This window comes from Agrobacterium fabrum str. C58 (assembly GCF_000092025.1).
In the GTDB taxonomy this organism is placed as follows: domain Bacteria; phylum Pseudomonadota; class Alphaproteobacteria; order Rhizobiales; family Rhizobiaceae; genus Agrobacterium; species Agrobacterium fabrum.
Genome location: NC_003062.2, coordinates 1,326,790 through 1,344,475, shown reverse-complemented (window position 1 = coordinate 1,344,475; position 17,686 = coordinate 1,326,790). Strand labels below are relative to the sequence as shown.

The following is a 17,686-nucleotide window of genomic DNA, read 5'->3' as shown; positions in this document are numbered from 1 at the left end:
ACCAGCAATTCGGGATTTGGTAAGTGGCGGAACTGCTCTCTCTTGAGGGAAAGTTTCGTTGGCATGATGGCGGCAGTCCGCTTGCTGATCGCAAGTGGGTCAACGGCATGAAGCCGGGCGTATGTGTAACGAGGCGTAACCGCATGGCGAATAACAAGATCAGCGACTCTGTCGACGAGACTGCATTTCAGGCATTGGAAGATGCCTTGCAGCTTGGCGCTTTCGAAGAAAAGCCGGAGACGCGGAAAACTGCAAAGCCGAAGCAGCCGGAGGCCAGAGTGAAGGAAGCAAGCAGACAGACCCCTGCTCCCGAGGCCACCCGCGCGCCTGTCGAACAGACGCCCAGATCGCCCAATCTCGAAGCCGCCAATGACGGCTCCAAGCGCAGCCCGGCGATGATCCTGAAATCGCTGGAAGGCGGCTCCATCGGCGGTGCATTGCGCAACGCCACGATCATGTCGGTGATCTGGGCACTCGGCGGCCTTGGCATCGCACATCTCCTTTACGGCAATGCGCTGTGGAGTATCGGCTCGCTCGCCGATCTCACCGCGATCCCCGGCCTGATGGCGATCGTCGTCGGCATCCTCGTTCCCGTCATGCTGTTCTTCGCCTTCGCGATCATGATGGCGCGTGCCCGCGATCTGCGCAACGCTGCCCGCTCGATGGCCGAAGTTGCCCTTCGCCTTGCGGAACCGGAAACGGTAGCGTCCGACCGCATCATGTCCGTCGGCCAAGCGGTTCGCCGCGAAGTTTCGGCCATGAATGACGGTATCGAGCGCACCATTGCCCGTGCGACGGAACTCGAAACCCTCGTGCATTCCGAAGTCAACGCGCTTGAGCGCAGCTATGCCGACAACGAATTGCGCGTGCGCAGCCTCGTGCAGGAACTGACCGCCGAGCGCGACGCCATCGTCAACCATGCCGAGCGCATCCGCTCCTCCATTGTCGGCGCGCAGGAACAGATCAAGGAAGAACTGTCCATCGTCGGCGAAGAGCTTTCGATGCGGATCGCCACGACCGGTGAAGCTTTCGCCTCGATGATCGATACGCGCTCGGCCGCGCTGCTCGAAAAATCGCGGGCCTCGACCGAAGCGATGGGTAGCCTGATCGCCGCCAAGACAGAAAACCTGCTGCAGGCGCTGAACTCCTCCGGCTCGACGATATCAAACGAATTTGACATGCGCCTGCATAACCTCACGTCGACGCTGGACGAGCGCGGTGAAGTGCTGCTGGAGCGTTTCGCGATCCATGCATCGACGCTGGATAGCGGTGTGGAAAGTCTCAACAGCGCGCTTGAGGAGCGCACCCGCCAGCTCAACGAGACGCTGTCCGCGCGCTCCCTGGAACTCAACCGCAATATCGAACGCGGCCAGCAGGTCATCGGCGGTTCGCTGGATACGGTTCTCGACAAGCTGTCCACGACGCTTGAAGAAAAGGGCCTCTCCTTCCGCCAGAGCCTGCAGAGCACGGCCGACGATGCGATCATGGATCTCGATCTTCGCTCCGGCCTTTACGAAGAGCGCATGCAAGCGACGGTCGGCCAGGTCAATTCGGCCTTCGACGAGCATGTGGCGCAATTTGCCAGCGCCTTCGACCAGCGCGCCGGCAGCCTCGACAGCAAGCTGATGGAAAGCCTCGCACGGATCAACGAAACCGTTGCCGGCGGCTCCGAAGCCCTCGACACCATTCTGACAAGCGGTCTTGAGCGCATCGGCAGCACCATGACCGACCAGTCTCTGGCGCTCGCTACCGCGCTGGGCACGGGTCAGGAAATGCTGGAAAACGCACTCGAAAGCCGGACCCAGGCCTTCAGCGACGCCATCGGCCAGCGCACCGCCGAAATTACAGATGCCTTCACCAATTCGCACGCGAAGATCGATACCGTTCTGGCGGAACGCAGCAACGCCCTGTTCGGCGCGCTTTCGGCCAGCCAGGACCGTTTCGACGAAGCACTCGCCAGCCGTTCTCTCGCCATTACCGGCTCGGTTTCCGGCACGGCCGAACACCTTGCCGCGATGCTCGATGAACGCGCCGCCGCGATCAACAGCGTCGTTGCCGACGTCGAACGTCGCCTGACGGAGACGCTCGAAACCCGCGCCGCAGCCATCACCGGCGCTGTCTCCGGCATCGAGGACCGCATCTCCGACACGCTGGAAAGCCGCACGGCTGCCCTGCATGATGTCGTTTCCGGCGCGGAGAGCCGCATCGCCGATACGCTTGACGGCCGCACCGCCGCTCTTTCCAGCGCGATTTCCGGTGTCGAGGAACGTATTGCCGACACGATGGACAGCCGCACGCTGTCACTCGACATGACCTTCGCCAATGTTGAGGAACGGCTTTCCGAGACGCTCGACAACCGCACCTCCGCTCTGACAGGCATTGTTGCAAGCGCCGAAGAAAAGATCGCCGGGGCGCTCGATAGCCGCACGGCCACCTTCGGTGACGTGGTTGCCGGTGCTGAAACCCGTATCGCCGAAACGCTTGATGGCCGCACCGCAGCGCTCAATGCCGTGGTTTCCGGTGCCGAGGAGCGCATCGCGGATGCTCTCGACAGCCGTACCATGGCGCTCGACATGACCTTCTCCGGCGCCGAGGAAAAGATCGCCGAAGCGCTCGACACGCGCACCGCAGCCCTTGGTGAGCTGGTGGCAAGCGCCGAGACCCGTATTGCCGGCGCGCTCGACAGCCGCACGGATTCGCTGAAAACCGTCGTTTCCGGCGCGGAAGAGCGGATCACCGATGTGCTCGACAGCCGCACCATGGCGCTCGACATGAGCTTCTCCGGCGTCGAGGAAAAGATCACCGATATTCTCGATGGCCGCACCGCCGCGCTGAAGAGCGCCGTTGCCGGTGTTGAGGACCGCATTGCCGGTGCGCTCGACAGCCGTACTGCTGCCCTTTCCGGCATCGTGTCAGGCGCGGAAGAACGCATCGCCGAGGCGCTCGATAGCCGCACCCTGGCACTCGACATGACAATTTCCGGTGTCGAAGAGCGGATCGCCGAGGCGATGGATGCGAGAGCCTCGTCGCTTTCGCTTGCCGCTGCCGGCGTCGGCCAGCGTCTCGAAGCCACGGCCTTCACGCTTGAGAATGCCCTTGCCAGCGGTCACGAGCGGCTGGAAACCATGCTTGGCTCGCAGGCGGAGCGCATTGCCGGTTCGCTGGAGCGCAATAGCGGCCTGATCGAACAGAGCGTTTCCGGTGCCGCCAACCGCATCGAAAACGTTGTGGAAGATGGCAGCAGCCGTTTTGCGCAGACGGTGGAAGAAGGCGTCTCGCGCCTCGAAAACAATCTGTCGCAATCGCACGAAGAAATCCGCACCGCGCTTGACCAGCGCCAGGCGGACCTTGCCGCGACGCTCAGCTCCGCCACCACCCAGATGGGCGACATGCTCTCCGAGCAGGCGATGATGATCGGCACCACTGTCGCCTCCAGCGCCAGCATGCTCGAATTGTCGCTCGAAACCCAGCAGGACACGTTGCAGAAGGCAATCGATGGCAGTGCTGCAACGCTGGAGGCCCGTCTTCGCAACAGCGCCGGCGACATTGCCGTCAAGATCGGTGAAGCCGCCCGCGAAATCGGCGGTGCGACCGACGCCCTCTCCACTCGTATTGAAACCTCAATCGGCAATGTCACCACCCGTCTCGACGAGACCGGCGCCCGCATCGAGACCTCTCTCGACGCCCTCCAGACCCGCGTCGGCGGTGATCTGGCCAACGTCAACAATTCGATCGAAGATGCCGGCCGCCGCTTCGCGGACGCGCTGGAAGACAAGACGGCCGTGTTCGCCCGCACCAGCGACGAGGCCGCCGAACGCATCACCGGCATTCTGGACGAGCAGACGACCCGCGTCGCAGACACGTTCGAAAACCGCACCAGCCGTCTGGCTGAAACCTTTGATGCCGGCACGGCCCGTATCGACGAACGCCTCGGCACCATGGACCGGGCCCTGACCATCGGTCTCGAAAATGTCAACCGCACCATCGAAGGCAAGGCGAGCGATCTCGCCGTCAGCCTGCGCGGCGCCGTTGTCTCCGCCACCCAGAACATCGGCGACGAAGCGGCTCGCTCCTCTGCCCTGCTCGCAAAGTCCGGCTCGGAATTTGCCGAACAGGTGCAGGCGCAGAACGAGGCCTTCACCAAGGCCATCGAGGAACGTTCCGGCGAGATCGTCACTCGCATCTCCGATGCCCAGACCCGTCTTTCCGGCCAGGCTGCTGCCGTCGCGCAGACCTTCTCCGAAGCGGGCAACATCATCGTCAACAAGGTGGCCGAAGCTGAAGCCGTCGTCCGCTCCCAGGTCGGCGTCATCTCGGAGACACTGACGAGTGTCGAATCCGCCCTCGATGCACGCGGCGAATCGATCCGCTCGGCGCTTGATAACCGCACCCGCGAACTCAACTCGATGCTGGCCAGCCGTTCTGCCGAACTGTCGCGCCTGATCGAGGAGAAGGCGAAACCGGTCGTCGAGGAATATGCCACCATCGGCCGGGAAGCCGCCGAAAAGATCGTTTCCGCCGCCCAGCAGAGCGCAGAGCTTCTGTCGCAGAGCAACAGCGGCATGGTCGGAATGGTGGAACAGGCGATCAGCGATTACGCCGCCGCCGGAACGGATGCAGCAAGCAAACTCGTCGCCGCCACCCGCCAGAGCACCGACATGCTGTCGGAAACCCATACGGCCATGGCGGACGCCGTCGAACAGGGTATCGACAAATATGCCCGCTCGGGCAGCGATGCGGCCAACAAACTCGTCGCAGCCACACGCCAGAGCACGGATATGCTGTCGCAGACCCATAACAGCATGGCCGAGATCGTTGAGCAGTCGGCGACCAACTTCAACGCCGCCGTCGAGCGCGCCGCACAGGGCTTCGGCGCGGCAGATGAAGCGCTGAACGCCTCCGCGACCCGCTTCTCGGAATCCGCCTCGCAGGCTGCCGACATGGTCTCGAGCTCCAGCCGTCTGCTCGAAGGAAAGATCGACCGTCTGTCGAATATTTCCGGCCAGACGCTGGCTCAGGTCGCCGGCATCGTTGGCCGCTTCGAGGAACATTCGAAGGTGCTGAGCCAGGCGTCCGAACTACTCAACGCCGCACAGTCGAGCCTCGTCGGAACGCTGGAAGAACGTCAGGATGCGCTTCGCAGCCTGTCGGTCGGCCTCGTCAAGCGTTCCGAAGAAATCGAAACCGCCATGCGCAACGTCGTCGGCGTCGTGGAAAACACCCTCAACGAGGCCGAGGAGCGTTCACAGAACGTCGCGGGTAATCTGCGTGACAATCTGCAGGCCTCCTTCTCCGATATCGGCCGCTCGCTCGACGAGACCGAACAGCGTGCCCGTTCGGCGGCACAGACCATGCGGGGCGCCTTGCTGTCTGCCGGTCAGGATGCCAGCCGCTCGATCGAAAGCACGCTTTCCGACGCGCAGAAATATTCCGATGAGCTGGTCAACCGCCTGCGTGGTGGCGTCGAATCCTCGCTGTCGGAAGTCGACAATCTTCTCGGTAGTGCCTCGGAGAAATCCAATGCCGCCGCCGCCAACCTCAAGGAAACGCTGCGTCAGGCCGTCGAGGAGGCCGTTAGCCGCTTTGCCGGTGCGACAGACGAAATCCGCCGTTCCAGCCACGATATCCGCCGCGAGCTGGATGCGACCCGCGCCGAACTGAAGCGTGGCGCATTCGACCTGCCGGAAGAAGCCAAGGAAAGTGCGGCCGCCATGCGCCGCGCCGTTTCCGAACAGATCAAGGCCCTGCAGGATATTTCCCAACTCGTCGGTCGCTCGACCCACCAGATGGAAGTGTCCGAACCGGTCGCCCGTGCCATCGCCGCAACCCAGCCGGCCGCAGAACGCCGCGTCGAGCCGCGTCCGCAGCCGGCGGCAGCCGCTCCGGTGCAGCAGCGCCCGGCACAGCCGCAGCCTGCCCCTGCATTGCGTGGCACACTGCCGCTTGAGAACCGTCAGGTCGAAAACCGTCAGGCACCCGCCCCGGCGCAGCCGGTCGCAACCAACCCGGCCGGACGCCGGGAAGAAGGCGGCGGCTGGATCAGCGATCTGCTACGCGGCGCGTCCCAGGAGACGCCAGCAGCATCTACACCGCGCGCCAGCACTGAGCAGCAGCCCACCCGTGCGGCCGACACCCGCAATCCCCGGCACATGGTGGAATCGCTGAATTCACTCTCGGTCGATATCGCCCGCGCCATCGATCACGATGCCTCCGTGGAACTGTGGCGCCGCTATCAGCGCGGCGAGCGCGACGTCTTCACACGTCGCCTCTACACGCTGAAGGGCCAGACGACGTTTGACGAGATCAAGCGCAAATACGAACGCGAAGCGGAATTCCGCACCGCCGTGGACCGCTACATCACCGATTTCGAGAAGCTGCTCGCCGACGTGGCCCGCACCGACCGCGACCGGAGCGTCACCCAGTCCTACCTCACCTCCGATACCGGCAAGGTCTATACGATGCTTGCCCATGCGGCGGGCCGGTTTAATTGACAGAAAGGTAACGCGGAGGGGAATCTCCTCCGCGTCACCCGTCTAACCTGAAATGAAAAATGACCGTCGTGTAGCATTCGTCTACCCGGTGGTCATTCTGCGTTCCGACGCATGCGCAGCAGATAATCGCACTCGTTGAACGGATCAGGGCCGGAGCGTCGCCGCGGGGACGGTGGACTTTCAGCCTGCGCGTAGTGGCTGAACGATGTTTCCATTCCACCCAGGCCACTCGTCAGTCCCGGCACCTGCTGCTGAACACCTTGAACCGCCGCCGACGCTATGGTCCCTTCAAGCGTTGCCACACCACCCGAGATAACGGAGTTTTTGGTGGCTGCACCCGCCTTGGCAAGCAACGAAATCAGACGCGTTATGGCTGCGGCCGGCGCTTCGATATGGAAGTGATCAAAGGGTTCACAGACGAAGGGTTGAGCTTGTTTGAGCGCGGTCCCGAGTACCCACGGCGTCAATTTTCGAAAATCCGCAGCGGTACTCGAAGGGGAGGTGTGACGCGCAGCCGTCATGGCGACATGACAATCCTGCACCTGCCAGCCGAAGACACCCTGTTTCAATGTATCGAATACGGTCTCCTCCACCGCACGGTAAAAGCTTGCAGGCATCTGACCGAATTCCACCTCCAATGCGAAACTGTTGCCGGCGCCATCCGGCCGTGGCTCGACTCGTAGCCCTATGGTGGCGAAGAAGGGATTGGGCTCCCTGAAAATGGTTTGAAGCCCCTGCCCGGAACCTGAGAGCCTCTCCACGCAAATAACCGTACTGTCTTCAAATTCGGCCTCGATTCCGAACCCCGTCGACAGTTCCGACTGAATAATCTGCTTTTGCACTTCCCCGTAAAGGGAGACGAAGACCTCGTTTGTCTCGTCGTTCCTACGCAAACCAATCAGGGGATCCTGCTCGACCATCTGGTTCAGTGCGAGCCACAACGCCGCATGCTCGGATGGCCGTCGGGAGACGACACGCGTTTCAAGTGTTGGTGGAGCAAAATGAAACGCTCCGTCTGCAACGGCGTCCACCCCGACACTATCGCCAACTCTGGCACCGGCCAGACCGGTGACGCGGGCTATTTGACCGGCGCCGAGACTATTTGCGTTTTGAACACGGCCGTCTTTAAACAGCTGTATTCCGGTAAGTCTTGCCGGCCCCTGCGGCAGAGGCAGAATGTGCCGAAGCCGGACCGTTCCCGATGCGAGATGGAGATAGGACAGTTTTTCACCACCCCAGCCGCGTTCGATCTTGAAGATTTTGCCCGAAATTTCCCCTTCGGGGTCTGGATCACGAGCGGGCAGCATCTCCGTAATGGCCGCTATCAAAGCCGGCAAGCCTGCTCCGGTCATTGCCACGCCGGCAAATGCGGGATGTACCACACCACAAGCAGTCTGCTGCCCAAGCAATAGCGACAGCCTGCCTGCATCCACCCGATCCGGCGTTAGAAGATAGTCGCGCAACAATTCATCGTCGTTTTCAGCAAGGGTTTCACAGAGGATGGTGAATAATGGCTCGCACTCTGTATCAGTTGCAGCCACCTGCACGTGTTTGCTGCCCGCACCAGTAATCTTCGACATGACAACCGGGCGCACTCTCAATTGATCGGCAAGGTCCCTTACAACCTCATCATAGCGCGCACCGACGCGATCCACCTTATTGATGAAGAACAGGAACGGGACCGCAAGACGTTGCAACGCCCTCACCAGCACGCGCGTCTGTGCCTGCACGCCCTCTACGGCTGAGACGACCACAACCGCGGCATCGAGCAGACCCAACACCCGCTCCACCTCCGCAATGAAATCTGGATGGCCAGGTGTATCGATGAGATTGACGACCGTATCGCCGATCGTGAAGGAAACAACGGCGGCTCGGATCGTGATACCGCGCTGCCGTTCCAGTTCCAGACTGTCCGTCTGCGTGTTGCCGGTATCGACGCTACCCAGCTTGTCGATAACACCGACGTCGAAAAGGAGACGCTCCGTAAGGCTAGTTTTGCCTGCGTCCACATGGGCAAGGATGCCCAGATTCAAAGTGCGCATGAACCCTCAACTTCTCAGAAATTCTAACGTGATTTTCTTGAGAAGGGACTCGGCGCATTGGGACCTCTATGTGCTGAAAACCGTGGGTTGGTGCGCAAATCTCCGCCAGTTCACGGAGATGCAGACGAATTTAGAACTCGTGTCGCGATATATGTCAAGCATGGTCAGGTCGTACCTTTGCCGTCATGCAGAACACGATACATCGCAATATCTCTTCCACGTCAAAGTTCGAACGTACCCGATGCAACCCGCACCGCGTGGCCGCCGATGCGGGCGCGGGCGATTTCGTTGTCCTTGATGTCCATGCGCAGGTGGATGTGGGATGGTCTTTCCATTTCCACGCCCTGCTCTATCAGGAGCGGATAGTGGCCGTCCGTCAGCCCGTCGAAATGGTGGATGGCGCCGGAGAGAGCGGCGGCGGCCGAGCCAGTGGCCGGGTCTTCCGCAATTCCCATTTCCGGGGAGAACATGCGGGCATGGAACTTCGCCGCGTGGTTCACGCCGCCGCGACAGTAGATATAGGCCGCCGCCAGCAAGCCTTCGACCAGCGGCGCGGTGCGCAGCCAGAGATTGGCGTCGAAATCCATGTCGCGCACGGCAGCGATATTGTGCATCGGCACGAGCAGGAACGGCACGCCAGCCGTCCAGATCGACGGCACATGATTCTCGAAGCCTAGATGCCCCTCGCTGACGCCAAGCGCATCGGCGAGTGCGGCGTGATTAAGCGGCAGCTCGACGCGGGAGGATTTGCGCGGCAAGTCGAATTCCGCGAAGCTGACGGCGCCGGCGCGCATCTTCACCGCACAGCGCACCGGCCCCACCTTCTCTTCCAGCACGCAGACCATATCGATATCGTCATCGCCTTCGCCGCGATTGCGCTCGGCAATGGCAACGGCCGCGCCGACGGTCGGGTGGCCGGCGAAGGGCAATTCGCCTGACGGTGTGAAGATACGCAGCGAAGCCGCATGTGAGGGATTGGTGGAGCGGTTGATGAAAACCGTCTCGGAGAGGTTCATTTCCCGTGCAATCGCCTGCATGGTGTCCTGCGAAAGATCATCGGCGTCATACATGACCGCCAGCGGATTTCCCGCCATTTTCGCCTCGGTAAAGACATCATAGATATCGTAGTTCAGCGCCACATCCGTCTCCTGCCACTCGTCATTCCGGCTGCTTTGGCAAACTGCATCACGTCGCCCCGCATCGCAACCCTTGTCGGCAAGCACAAATCAAGAAGCTGTGGACCGGAACGGCGAGACCCGTCGCAACGGAACGCCTGGCGGCTCGAAAGGCCTTGTCGCCTGCCGCCGTCTTCATGTACCAAGGGTGCGTCTGGCTGCTTGTCATCCTCCTCTTGGTTGAGGTTTCAAGATTTCGAGCTGCTTCAACGGGTTACAGCATCCTGCGCGGACCGGTTCCGGTCTGCGCCGTTGTCGAGGGAAGCGGATGTCGCATTCTACCTATTCACTGTCCTTCGTCGCCTCCCCATCCGAGGAGGCGCAGACGGCGTTGAAAGAGCTGAAAGCCGTTTATAGCGATACACCGTTCGAAGAGGCCGATGTGATCGTTGCGCTTGGCGGCGACGGGTTCATGCTGCAAATCCTCAACGAAACGATGAATTCCGGCAAGCGTGTCTATGGCATGAACCGGGGGTCCGTCGGGTTCCTGATGAATGACTTCCGGGTGGAAGGCCTCATCCAGCGCATCGCGGTGGCGAGCGGCAATGATTTCCATCCCCTGCGCATGACGACGACGGATTCCGATGGCGACGAGTTTACCGCGCTCGCCATGAACGAAGTCAGCCTGTTTCGCCAGTCGCATCAGGCCGCCAAGCTGCGTGTCGAGGTGGATGGCAAGGTGCGGCTGGAAGAGCTGATCTGCGACGGTATGATGGTGGCGACGCCAGCAGGGTCGACGGCCTACAATTTCTCCGCCCACGGGCCGATCCTGCCGCTGGAATCACCGCTTCTGGCGCTGACCCCGGTCAGCGCGTTCCGGCCGCGACGCTGGCGCGGGGCGCTTCTGCCGAATAAGGTAACCGTCGATATTCATGTCCTGGAGCGCGACAAGCGGCCTGTGAATGCCGTGGCCGATCACACCGAGGTGAAATCCGTTCGTCACGTCAGGATCGCACAATCACAGGACAGGACGGCGAAAATTCTCTCGGATCCGGATCGTTCATGGTCGGACCGGGTTCTCGCTGAACAGTTCAACAATTAAACCAACCACCACGATTGCCATGCACGTCAAAAAAACGCTCCTCGCTGCTCTGCTTCTTGCCACGACCGTCCTGCCCGCGCGGGCGCAGACGCAGGCGATCGACACGCTGCCCGTTTCCGCCATATTCGTCGTCAGCAGCGGCATGTGGGAGGACCGGAACCTCGAGCCGGTGAAAGGCCCTGACGGACAATTGCGGCCACCGCCTGCCTCACCCACGCGGGGCTATTACAAGGTCATCGCCATCCGCCAGGGCGACGGCACGGCGAAAATCTACCTGCAGCGCATCGTCTTTACCGCCGATGGACCGAGCCTCCTCGAAAATATCGAGCTGGAAGAATTCAGCCAGATGAAATCCTATGTCACGGATGTCCGTCCGGAAAGTTCGAATGGCGCCTCCGCCTCACCCGGCCTGTTCGTCACCGTCTATCTGAAGACCGACCCGATGGCCAAGGAAGCGGACAGCTGGACGATCCTGATCGATGAGCTGGGTGAGATGAAGGTCGAGAAAGCCTCGAACTGATCGGACCGTTACGCAGGTTCGGCGAGGCTACCCCGCAAGTGCCTCCGGCCCTGTGAGAACCGCTCCGAAATGATGCTTCCATAGTCTCGCGCCAAGTTCACCGCTGCGGTCGAGACTGGAGCCCACCGTCAGCCATGGCAGAAGTGTGGGATGCAGCCCTGCATCGAACAGGGCAAAACCGGCCGCCAGCACGCAGGTATCGGCCTGAATGCCGCAGACCAGCACCCGGTCGAGTTTCAGGGACAGGAGATGGTCGATAACCTCCCGGGGCGGCCCATAACCGTGTTTGATGAATATGCGGTCTGCCGGCACCAGCGACACATCATCCCTGCCCGGTTTCCAGCCCAGTTGCCGTTCGAAGGGCGTTACGCTTTCATCGTGGCGTTCGACGGTGGCGATACTTGGCATGGTTCCGGCGAGCGCGGATATCTCCGCCACCAGCGAGGCCGGCGGATTGAAGCTCGGCTGGACGTCGACGATATAAAGCGCCTGTTTCATGTGTATCCTCCAACGAAAAACCCCTCGCAACGGGTTTGCGAGGGGCAAATTTCCGATCGACGCGCCGGGGCGTCTTAATCGATATCCGAGACCTCCACATCCGCGCCGCCGCTGATGCGATGGGCAAGTGCGGCTTCCATGAACTCGTTCAGGTCACCATCCAGCACGTTGCCGGGCGCGGTGCTTTCCACGCCGGTGCGCAGGTCCTTGACCAGCTGGTAGGGCTGGAGAACGTAGGAACGGATCTGATGGCCCCAGCCGATATCGGTCTTGGATGCGGCCTGCGCATTGGCCGCCTCTTCCCGCTTTTGCAGTTCCACCTCATAGAGGCGGGCGCGCAGCATGTCCCACGCCTTGGCGCGGTTCTTGTGCTGGGAGCGCTCCTGCTGGCAGGCAACGGCGATGCCGGTCGGAATATGCGTGATACGCACAGCCGAGTCAGTGGTGTTGACGTGCTGGCCGCCCGCACCGGACGAGCGATAGGTATCGATACGGCAATCGCTTTCATTGATGTCGATCTGGATCGAATCATCGACCACCGGATAGACCCAGATGGAAGAAAACGAGGTGTGACGCCGGGCATTGCTGTCATAGGGCGAGATGCGAACGAGGCGGTGCACGCCTGATTCCGTCTTCATCCAGCCAAAGGCGTTATGGCCCTTGACCAGAATGGTGGCCGACTTGATGCCCGCCTCATCGCCATCGTGGATTTCGAGAACTTCGACCTTGAAGCCCTGACGCTCCGCCCAGCGGGTGTACATGCGCAGCAGCATGTTCGCCCAATCCTGGCTTTCGGTGCCGCCGGCGCCGGAATGCACTTCCACATAGGTGTCGTTGCTGTCGGCCTCGCCGGAAAGCATGGCTTCCACCTGGCGGCGGTTCGCTTCGCTTCTCAGCGCCTTCAGCGCATCTTCGGCGTCCTTGACGATCTCATCGTCGCCTTCCATCTCGCCGAGTTCGATCAGCTCGATATTGTCCTTGAGCTGCTGCTCCAGCGCCTTGACGCCGTTGATGCTGTCATCCAGCTGCTGGCGTTCGCGCATCAGCTTCTGGGCTTCGGAGGCATCGTTCCAGAGGGTCGGGTCCTCTGCCTTATTGTTCAACCAGTCCAGTCGTCTTATCGCCTGATCCCAGTCAAAGATGCCTCCTCAGCAGGCTTATGGCCTGCTTGATTTCATCGACTACGTTCACGATTTCATTGCGCATTTCGCTGGTTCTTCACCTTCATTGAAACTTGTAGCTCAAATAAATGCGGGGGGCGCGGATGTAAAGACCCGCGCCCCCGCCAAACGTCATGACTGATGTCAATAAAGACCGCCGCCACCGCCAGTGATGGCCTGCTGTGCCTGCGGCGACGTCTTCAGAATGTCTTCCTGCGACATGTAGCCTTCAGCACCAATCACCGAGAAGGTGGAAGCCGGACCCGTGCCGGGTTTGAACGCTTCCATGATCGTGTCCGGTTCGCCTTCAGCCGCCGCCATGCCTGTCTTGCGGTTGACGGCGACGAAGTTCATGCCAGCAGGCACGATGAACTTGCTCGGCTCCAGATGCTTGGCCGCATCGGCGATGAATTCACCGAAGATCGGCGCTGACAGCGAGCCACCGGTGCCGCCGCGACCGAGCGGTGCCGGCGAGTCGAAACCGATATAGAGGCCGGCGACCATGTCGGGCGTATAACCGACAAACCAGGCGTCCTTTTCATCATTGGTCGTGCCCGTCTTGCCGGCAACAGGCAGATCGACCTTGATCTTGCCCGCCGCCGTACCGCGCTTCACCACGCCTTCCAGCATGGACGTCGTCTGGTAGGCAGTCATCGGATCGAGAACCTGCTCACGATTGTCAACGATGACGGGCTCGTCCTGGTTCTGCCAGCTCGTCGCATTGCAGCCCTCGCAGCCGCGCTCCTCGTGCCGGAAGATCGTCTTGCCGTAACGGTCCTGAATGCGGTCGATCAGCGTCGGCTTGATCTGCTTGCCGCCATTGGCAAGGACCGAGTAGGCCGAGACCATACGCATGACAGTGGTTTCACCCGAACCGAGCGACATGGACAAAAGCGGCGGCATCTTGTCGTAGATGCCGAAGCGTTCGGCATATTCCGCCACAAGGTTCATGCCCATGTCCTGCGCCAGGCGCACGGTCATCAGGTTACGGGATTTTTCGATGCCGAGACGCAACGTCGACGGACCCGCGGAACCCCCGCCGTAATTCTGCGGTTTCCAGACCTGACCGCCCGACACGACTTCGATCGGTGCATCGAGAATGACCGATGCCGGCGTGTAGCCATTGTCGAGCGCGGCCGCATAGATGAACGGCTTGAAGGACGAACCCGGCTGGCGCATGGCCTGCGTGGAGCGGTTGAATTCCGACTGCGCGTAGGAGAAGCCGCCGACCATGGCCAGAACGCGGCCGGTATGCGGGTCCATCACCACCATGCCACCCTGCACTTTCGGCGGCTGACGCAGACGGTATTCGTTGCCAGAGCCGGAAAGCGGCTGCGCATAGACGACGTCGCCCGCCGTCACAACGCCGACCGGCGACTTGGATGTCGCTTTCTTGCCGCTGGCGTCACGGAATGCCCAGCGCATGTTTTCAGCCGAGATATGGCCGCGCGTGCGCTTGTCGCCATCTTCCGCATCCGGGTCGGCCTGGACACCGATATCGACGCCATCGGCGGCAACGGCGAGTACGACGGCAACCTTCCATTCGGGAACGTCCCGGAGACCCTTGACCTTGGCCAGCGCCGCCGTCCAGTCGCCGGCCGTCTCGATCTTTTCGATCGGCCCACGGAAACCGCGGCGTTCGTCATATTGCACAAGCCCATCCTGAAGCGCCTTGCGCGCCTCCATCTGGATCTGCGGATCAAAAGAGGTGCGAACAGAGAGCCCGCCTTCGAGAAGCGCTTCTTCGCCATATTTCTCGACGATCTGGCGGCGGACTTCCTCGGCGAAATAATCGGATGCGGCAATATGGGCGCCGCCGCGACGCAGATTGACGCCGAGCGGCTGCTTTTTGGCATCGGTGGCGTCGGCAACGGTGATATAGCCGTTCTCGGCCATACGGTCGATCACCCAGTCGCGGCGCTCCAGCGCTGCTTTTTCGCGACGGATCGGATGGTAATTGGCCGGGCCTTTCGGCAGCGATGCGAGATAGGCGGTCTCGGCGATAGTCAGTTCCGTCACCGATTTGTTGAAATAGGTGAGCGCCGCGCCGGCGATGCCGTAAGAATTCAGGCCGAAAAAGATCTCGTTGAGATAAAGTTCGAGGATCTTGTCCTTCGAATAGGTCTGCTCGATGCGGAAGGAAAGAATGGCTTCCTTGAGCTTGCGGTCGATGGTCTGATCGTTTGTCAGAAGGAAGTTCTTCGCAACCTGCTGGGTGATGGTGGAAGCGCCGACCGGGCGGCGGCCAGAGCCCAGATTCTGGAGATTGACGAGAATGGCGCGACCGAGACCCCAGATATCGACACCGGGGTGATTGTAGAAATTCTTGTCTTCGGCGGACAGGAAGGCGGCCTTCACGCGGTCGGGAATTGCCTGGATGGGCAGGAAAAGGCGCTTTTCATGGGCATATTCTGCCATCAGAGCACCGTTGCCGGCGTGCACACGGGTCGTTACCGGCGGTTCATACGTGCTCAGAACTGCATAATCCGGCAGGTCCTTCGTCACGCCGTGCAAATAAATCGCACCGACGACGGCAGCGCACAGAAAGAGCACGCTGGCCAAGCCGAAAAAATATCCAATCAGTCTGATCATACCAAGCTACCGATAATTCGAATCGTAACCATCAACGCCCGACGAAATACGGGCGCATCCTTGCATATCGCGTGCCGTTTTGCACACCATACCTTCGATGACAAGCCGGATATGGCAGCATTCGCTGATATGTTACCGGGCCGCAGGCCCGCAATCACGCACCGACGCTATACGGATTGCCACCGAATCCGGTTTCCGAGTAACGCGGCGAATGTGAGTAAAATAGGGCTTCGGGTCGTTAATCGACCGCAAGCCTTAGAATTGAACAGCTTTTTCCACGATCAATGGCAGGGCGGCAACAGCGTCTCCACCGCTATCAGCCGCCATTCGCCAGGGCCTTGGAACGGTATCGCCCGACGGCCGTTGCCAATGTGTCGGCTACTTTTTTGCGCCACTCGATATCGAGAAGCAGCTTTTCGTCTTCCGCATTCGAAAGGAACCCAAGCTCAAGAAGCACCGACGGCACATCATGGGCGCGGAGAACCATGAAACCGGCATAACGGTGCGGATTGTTGATAAGGCCAACCTGCCCCTCGAAGGAAGAGACGATGTTTTCGGCCAGCGTTACCGAAAAGGCCTGGGTCTCGCGGCGGGTGAAATCGAGGAGAATATCGGCGACCTCCGGCGGCTCCGTGGAAGCGGCAACGCCGGCAATCTGGTCTGACTTGTTTTCGCGCTCTGCCAACTCCTGCGCCTGCCGGTCGGATGCCCGGTCCGACAGGGTATAGACGGTGGCGCCGCGAATTCCCTTCTGCTTCAGCGTGTCGGCGTGAAGGGATATAAAGAGATTGGCATTGTTCTGGCGGGCGATTGTCACCCGTTCCGACAAGGCGAGGAAGGTGTCGGAATCACGCGTTAAAAAGGCCTTGATGCCCGCTTCGCGGTTCAACCGCTCCACAAGCTCCTTCGCAAAGGTCAAGGTGATGACCTTTTCCTCGGTGCCCGTCGTGCCGCCAGTGGCGCCTGCGTCGATGCCGCCATGGCCGGCATCGACCGCGATGACGAATTCCGCTGGCCGCGATGTCTTGTCATCGGGCGTGATCGCGGCCGTTGTCACCGGGGCTGGCGCGCGCCATTGCTGATCCTTCACCAGTTCCGCAAACTTGCCCTTGGTGGTGATCTCGGCATCGAGTACGAAACGGAAAGACTGGCCGTCATCGCCCTTTTTGGTTTCGGCAACCGTCACTTGAACAGGCTTTTTCGCCGTCAGCACGATGCGGGCACTGTTCTCCCCCATGGTGCCGAAGCGTATATCCGAAAAAAGGCCTGTTGGTTTGAGGTCGGACGTGGGGAACGCAAAATTCACCGCGGGAAAGTCGACGACGATGCGGGCGGGCGAATCGAGATAGTGAACGTCGAATTCCGGCTCTTCGGCAAAATCGAGAACGATGCGCGTGCGCGCCTCATCACCGATGATCCGCGCCTGGTGGGCGACAAGCGGCTCCGCCGCATGGGCTGTCGGCACGACGGAGACTAAGGTGGCGACGAAAAATGCCAAAGCCGACGCAAGCCGCGCGATTCGCGCGCCAAGCCGCCCTGCCCCGCCTGATATCGTTGCGCTGCGCGTGAAATCCATGGCCCTCAAGAAATTCCGTATTTCAGTCATTTTCGATAAACGGCGCGGAAAAGTGCCGGCAATGGTGCCGTTTCATCCACGCCGCACGATAGTTTACGCCTTTGCGCCCCACAATCGCAGGCCTTGGTGAACCAATTCTTAACCCGGAAATTCCACCAACAATATGGCATATTTAGCCAGCCTATTGCTATTATGACAGAGAAAACATACAACGCATGTGAGGGTTAAAAGTGTTGACGGGATAGATGCCCGCCGGCTGCCAATCGGAAAAGACGCTGGCGCTGCACATCGGGCAATCATCTGCCGTCGTTACATTTATCCTGAAACTGGATCAATTCCGGCCGTGGCCGGAGACCTACCCGGTGGCGCTGCCACCGCCGCTCTGAGGAGAGCAAATTCATCGGACCCCAAGGGGTCTATATATTATTGTCGTTCCGCCTGGCCAATGATGTCGCAGCAGTTTTCACATGAACCGGATACCAGGAGCAGGCCAAGCGCCTCGCCGTCGGTCCGGATGCTGCCAGTTTACAGAGGCCCGGCAGGAGACTTCATTTCCGGCACATCCTTGCACTCATATGAAAGGCTCGTCC

The 17,686-nt window shown here is 60.7% G+C and carries 10 protein-coding genes; 4 read left to right on the top strand and 6 right to left on the bottom strand.

What is annotated here, in order from left to right; genetic code table 11:
* The first annotated feature begins 143 nt into the window (after positions 1-143).
* Positions 144-6,491: an apolipoprotein A-IV repeat region-like domain-containing protein gene (locus ATU_RS06650; RefSeq protein ID WP_010971556.1), complete on the top strand. Its 6,348-nt coding sequence runs from the start codon at positions 144-146 to the stop codon at positions 6,489-6,491.
* A gap of 92 nt (positions 6,492-6,583) precedes the next feature.
* Here ATU_RS06650 and ATU_RS06645 read toward each other — a convergent pair whose 3' ends face one another.
* Both ATU_RS06645 and ATU_RS06640 read right to left on the bottom strand, forming a co-directional pair.
* Positions 6,584-8,533: an elongation factor G gene (locus ATU_RS06645; protein ID WP_010971555.1), complete on the bottom strand. Its 1,950-nt coding sequence runs from the start codon at positions 8,531-8,533 to the stop codon at positions 6,584-6,586.
* Between the two features lie 221 nt (positions 8,534-8,754).
* Positions 8,755-9,672, bottom strand: a complete 918-nt coding sequence (locus ATU_RS06640) for a PhzF family phenazine biosynthesis protein (protein ID WP_006312586.1) — start codon at positions 9,670-9,672, stop codon at positions 8,755-8,757.
* A 304-nt stretch (positions 9,673-9,976) separates the two neighbouring features.
* Here ATU_RS06640 and ATU_RS06635 point away from each other — a divergent pair, with 304 nt between their 5' ends.
* Positions 9,977-10,750: an NAD kinase gene (locus ATU_RS06635; protein WP_010971554.1), complete on the top strand. Its 774-nt coding sequence runs from the start codon at positions 9,977-9,979 to the stop codon at positions 10,748-10,750.
* A gap of 19 nt (positions 10,751-10,769) precedes the next feature.
* Entirely contained in the window at positions 10,770-11,270 is a 501-nt protein-coding gene (locus tag ATU_RS06630) for a hypothetical protein (protein ID WP_010971553.1), read from the top strand.
* A gap of 27 nt (positions 11,271-11,297) precedes the next feature.
* On the opposite strand, the gene ATU_RS06625 is transcribed toward ATU_RS06630, so the two are convergent.
* The 4 genes from ATU_RS06625 to ATU_RS06610 all read right to left on the bottom strand — a co-directional run bounded on the left by ATU_RS06625 (position 11,298) and on the right by ATU_RS06610 (position 17,096).
* Entirely contained in the window at positions 11,298-11,768 is a 471-nt protein-coding gene (locus ATU_RS06625; RefSeq protein WP_010971552.1) for a cysteine hydrolase family protein, read from the bottom strand.
* Positions 11,769-11,842: 74 nt separating this feature from the next.
* Positions 11,843-12,974 (bottom strand): peptide chain release factor 2 gene (gene prfB, locus ATU_RS06620; RefSeq protein ID WP_113519808.1). Its coding sequence is split into 2 segments (ribosomal slippage): positions 11,843-12,904 and positions 12,906-12,974, totalling 1,131 coding nucleotides; the frame shifts between segments, so codons are not numbered across the junction.
* 98 nt (positions 12,975-13,072) lie between these two features.
* Entirely contained in the window at positions 13,073-15,520 is a 2,448-nt protein-coding gene (locus tag ATU_RS06615) for a penicillin-binding protein 1A (RefSeq protein ID WP_006312594.1), read from the bottom strand.
* A gap of 316 nt (positions 15,521-15,836) precedes the next feature.
* Positions 15,837-17,096 carry an N-acetylmuramoyl-L-alanine amidase gene (locus ATU_RS06610; RefSeq protein ID WP_010971551.1) on the bottom strand — a complete coding sequence of 420 codons (1,260 nt, stop codon included), beginning with the start codon at positions 17,094-17,096 and terminating at the stop codon, positions 15,837-15,839.
* Between the two features lie 245 nt (positions 17,097-17,341).
* On the opposite strand from ATU_RS06610, the gene ATU_RS26535 reads away from it, so the two are divergent.
* Entirely contained in the window at positions 17,342-17,482 is a 141-nt protein-coding gene (locus tag ATU_RS26535; protein WP_006312597.1) for a hypothetical protein, read from the top strand.
* Positions 17,483-17,686 lie beyond the last annotated feature (204 nt).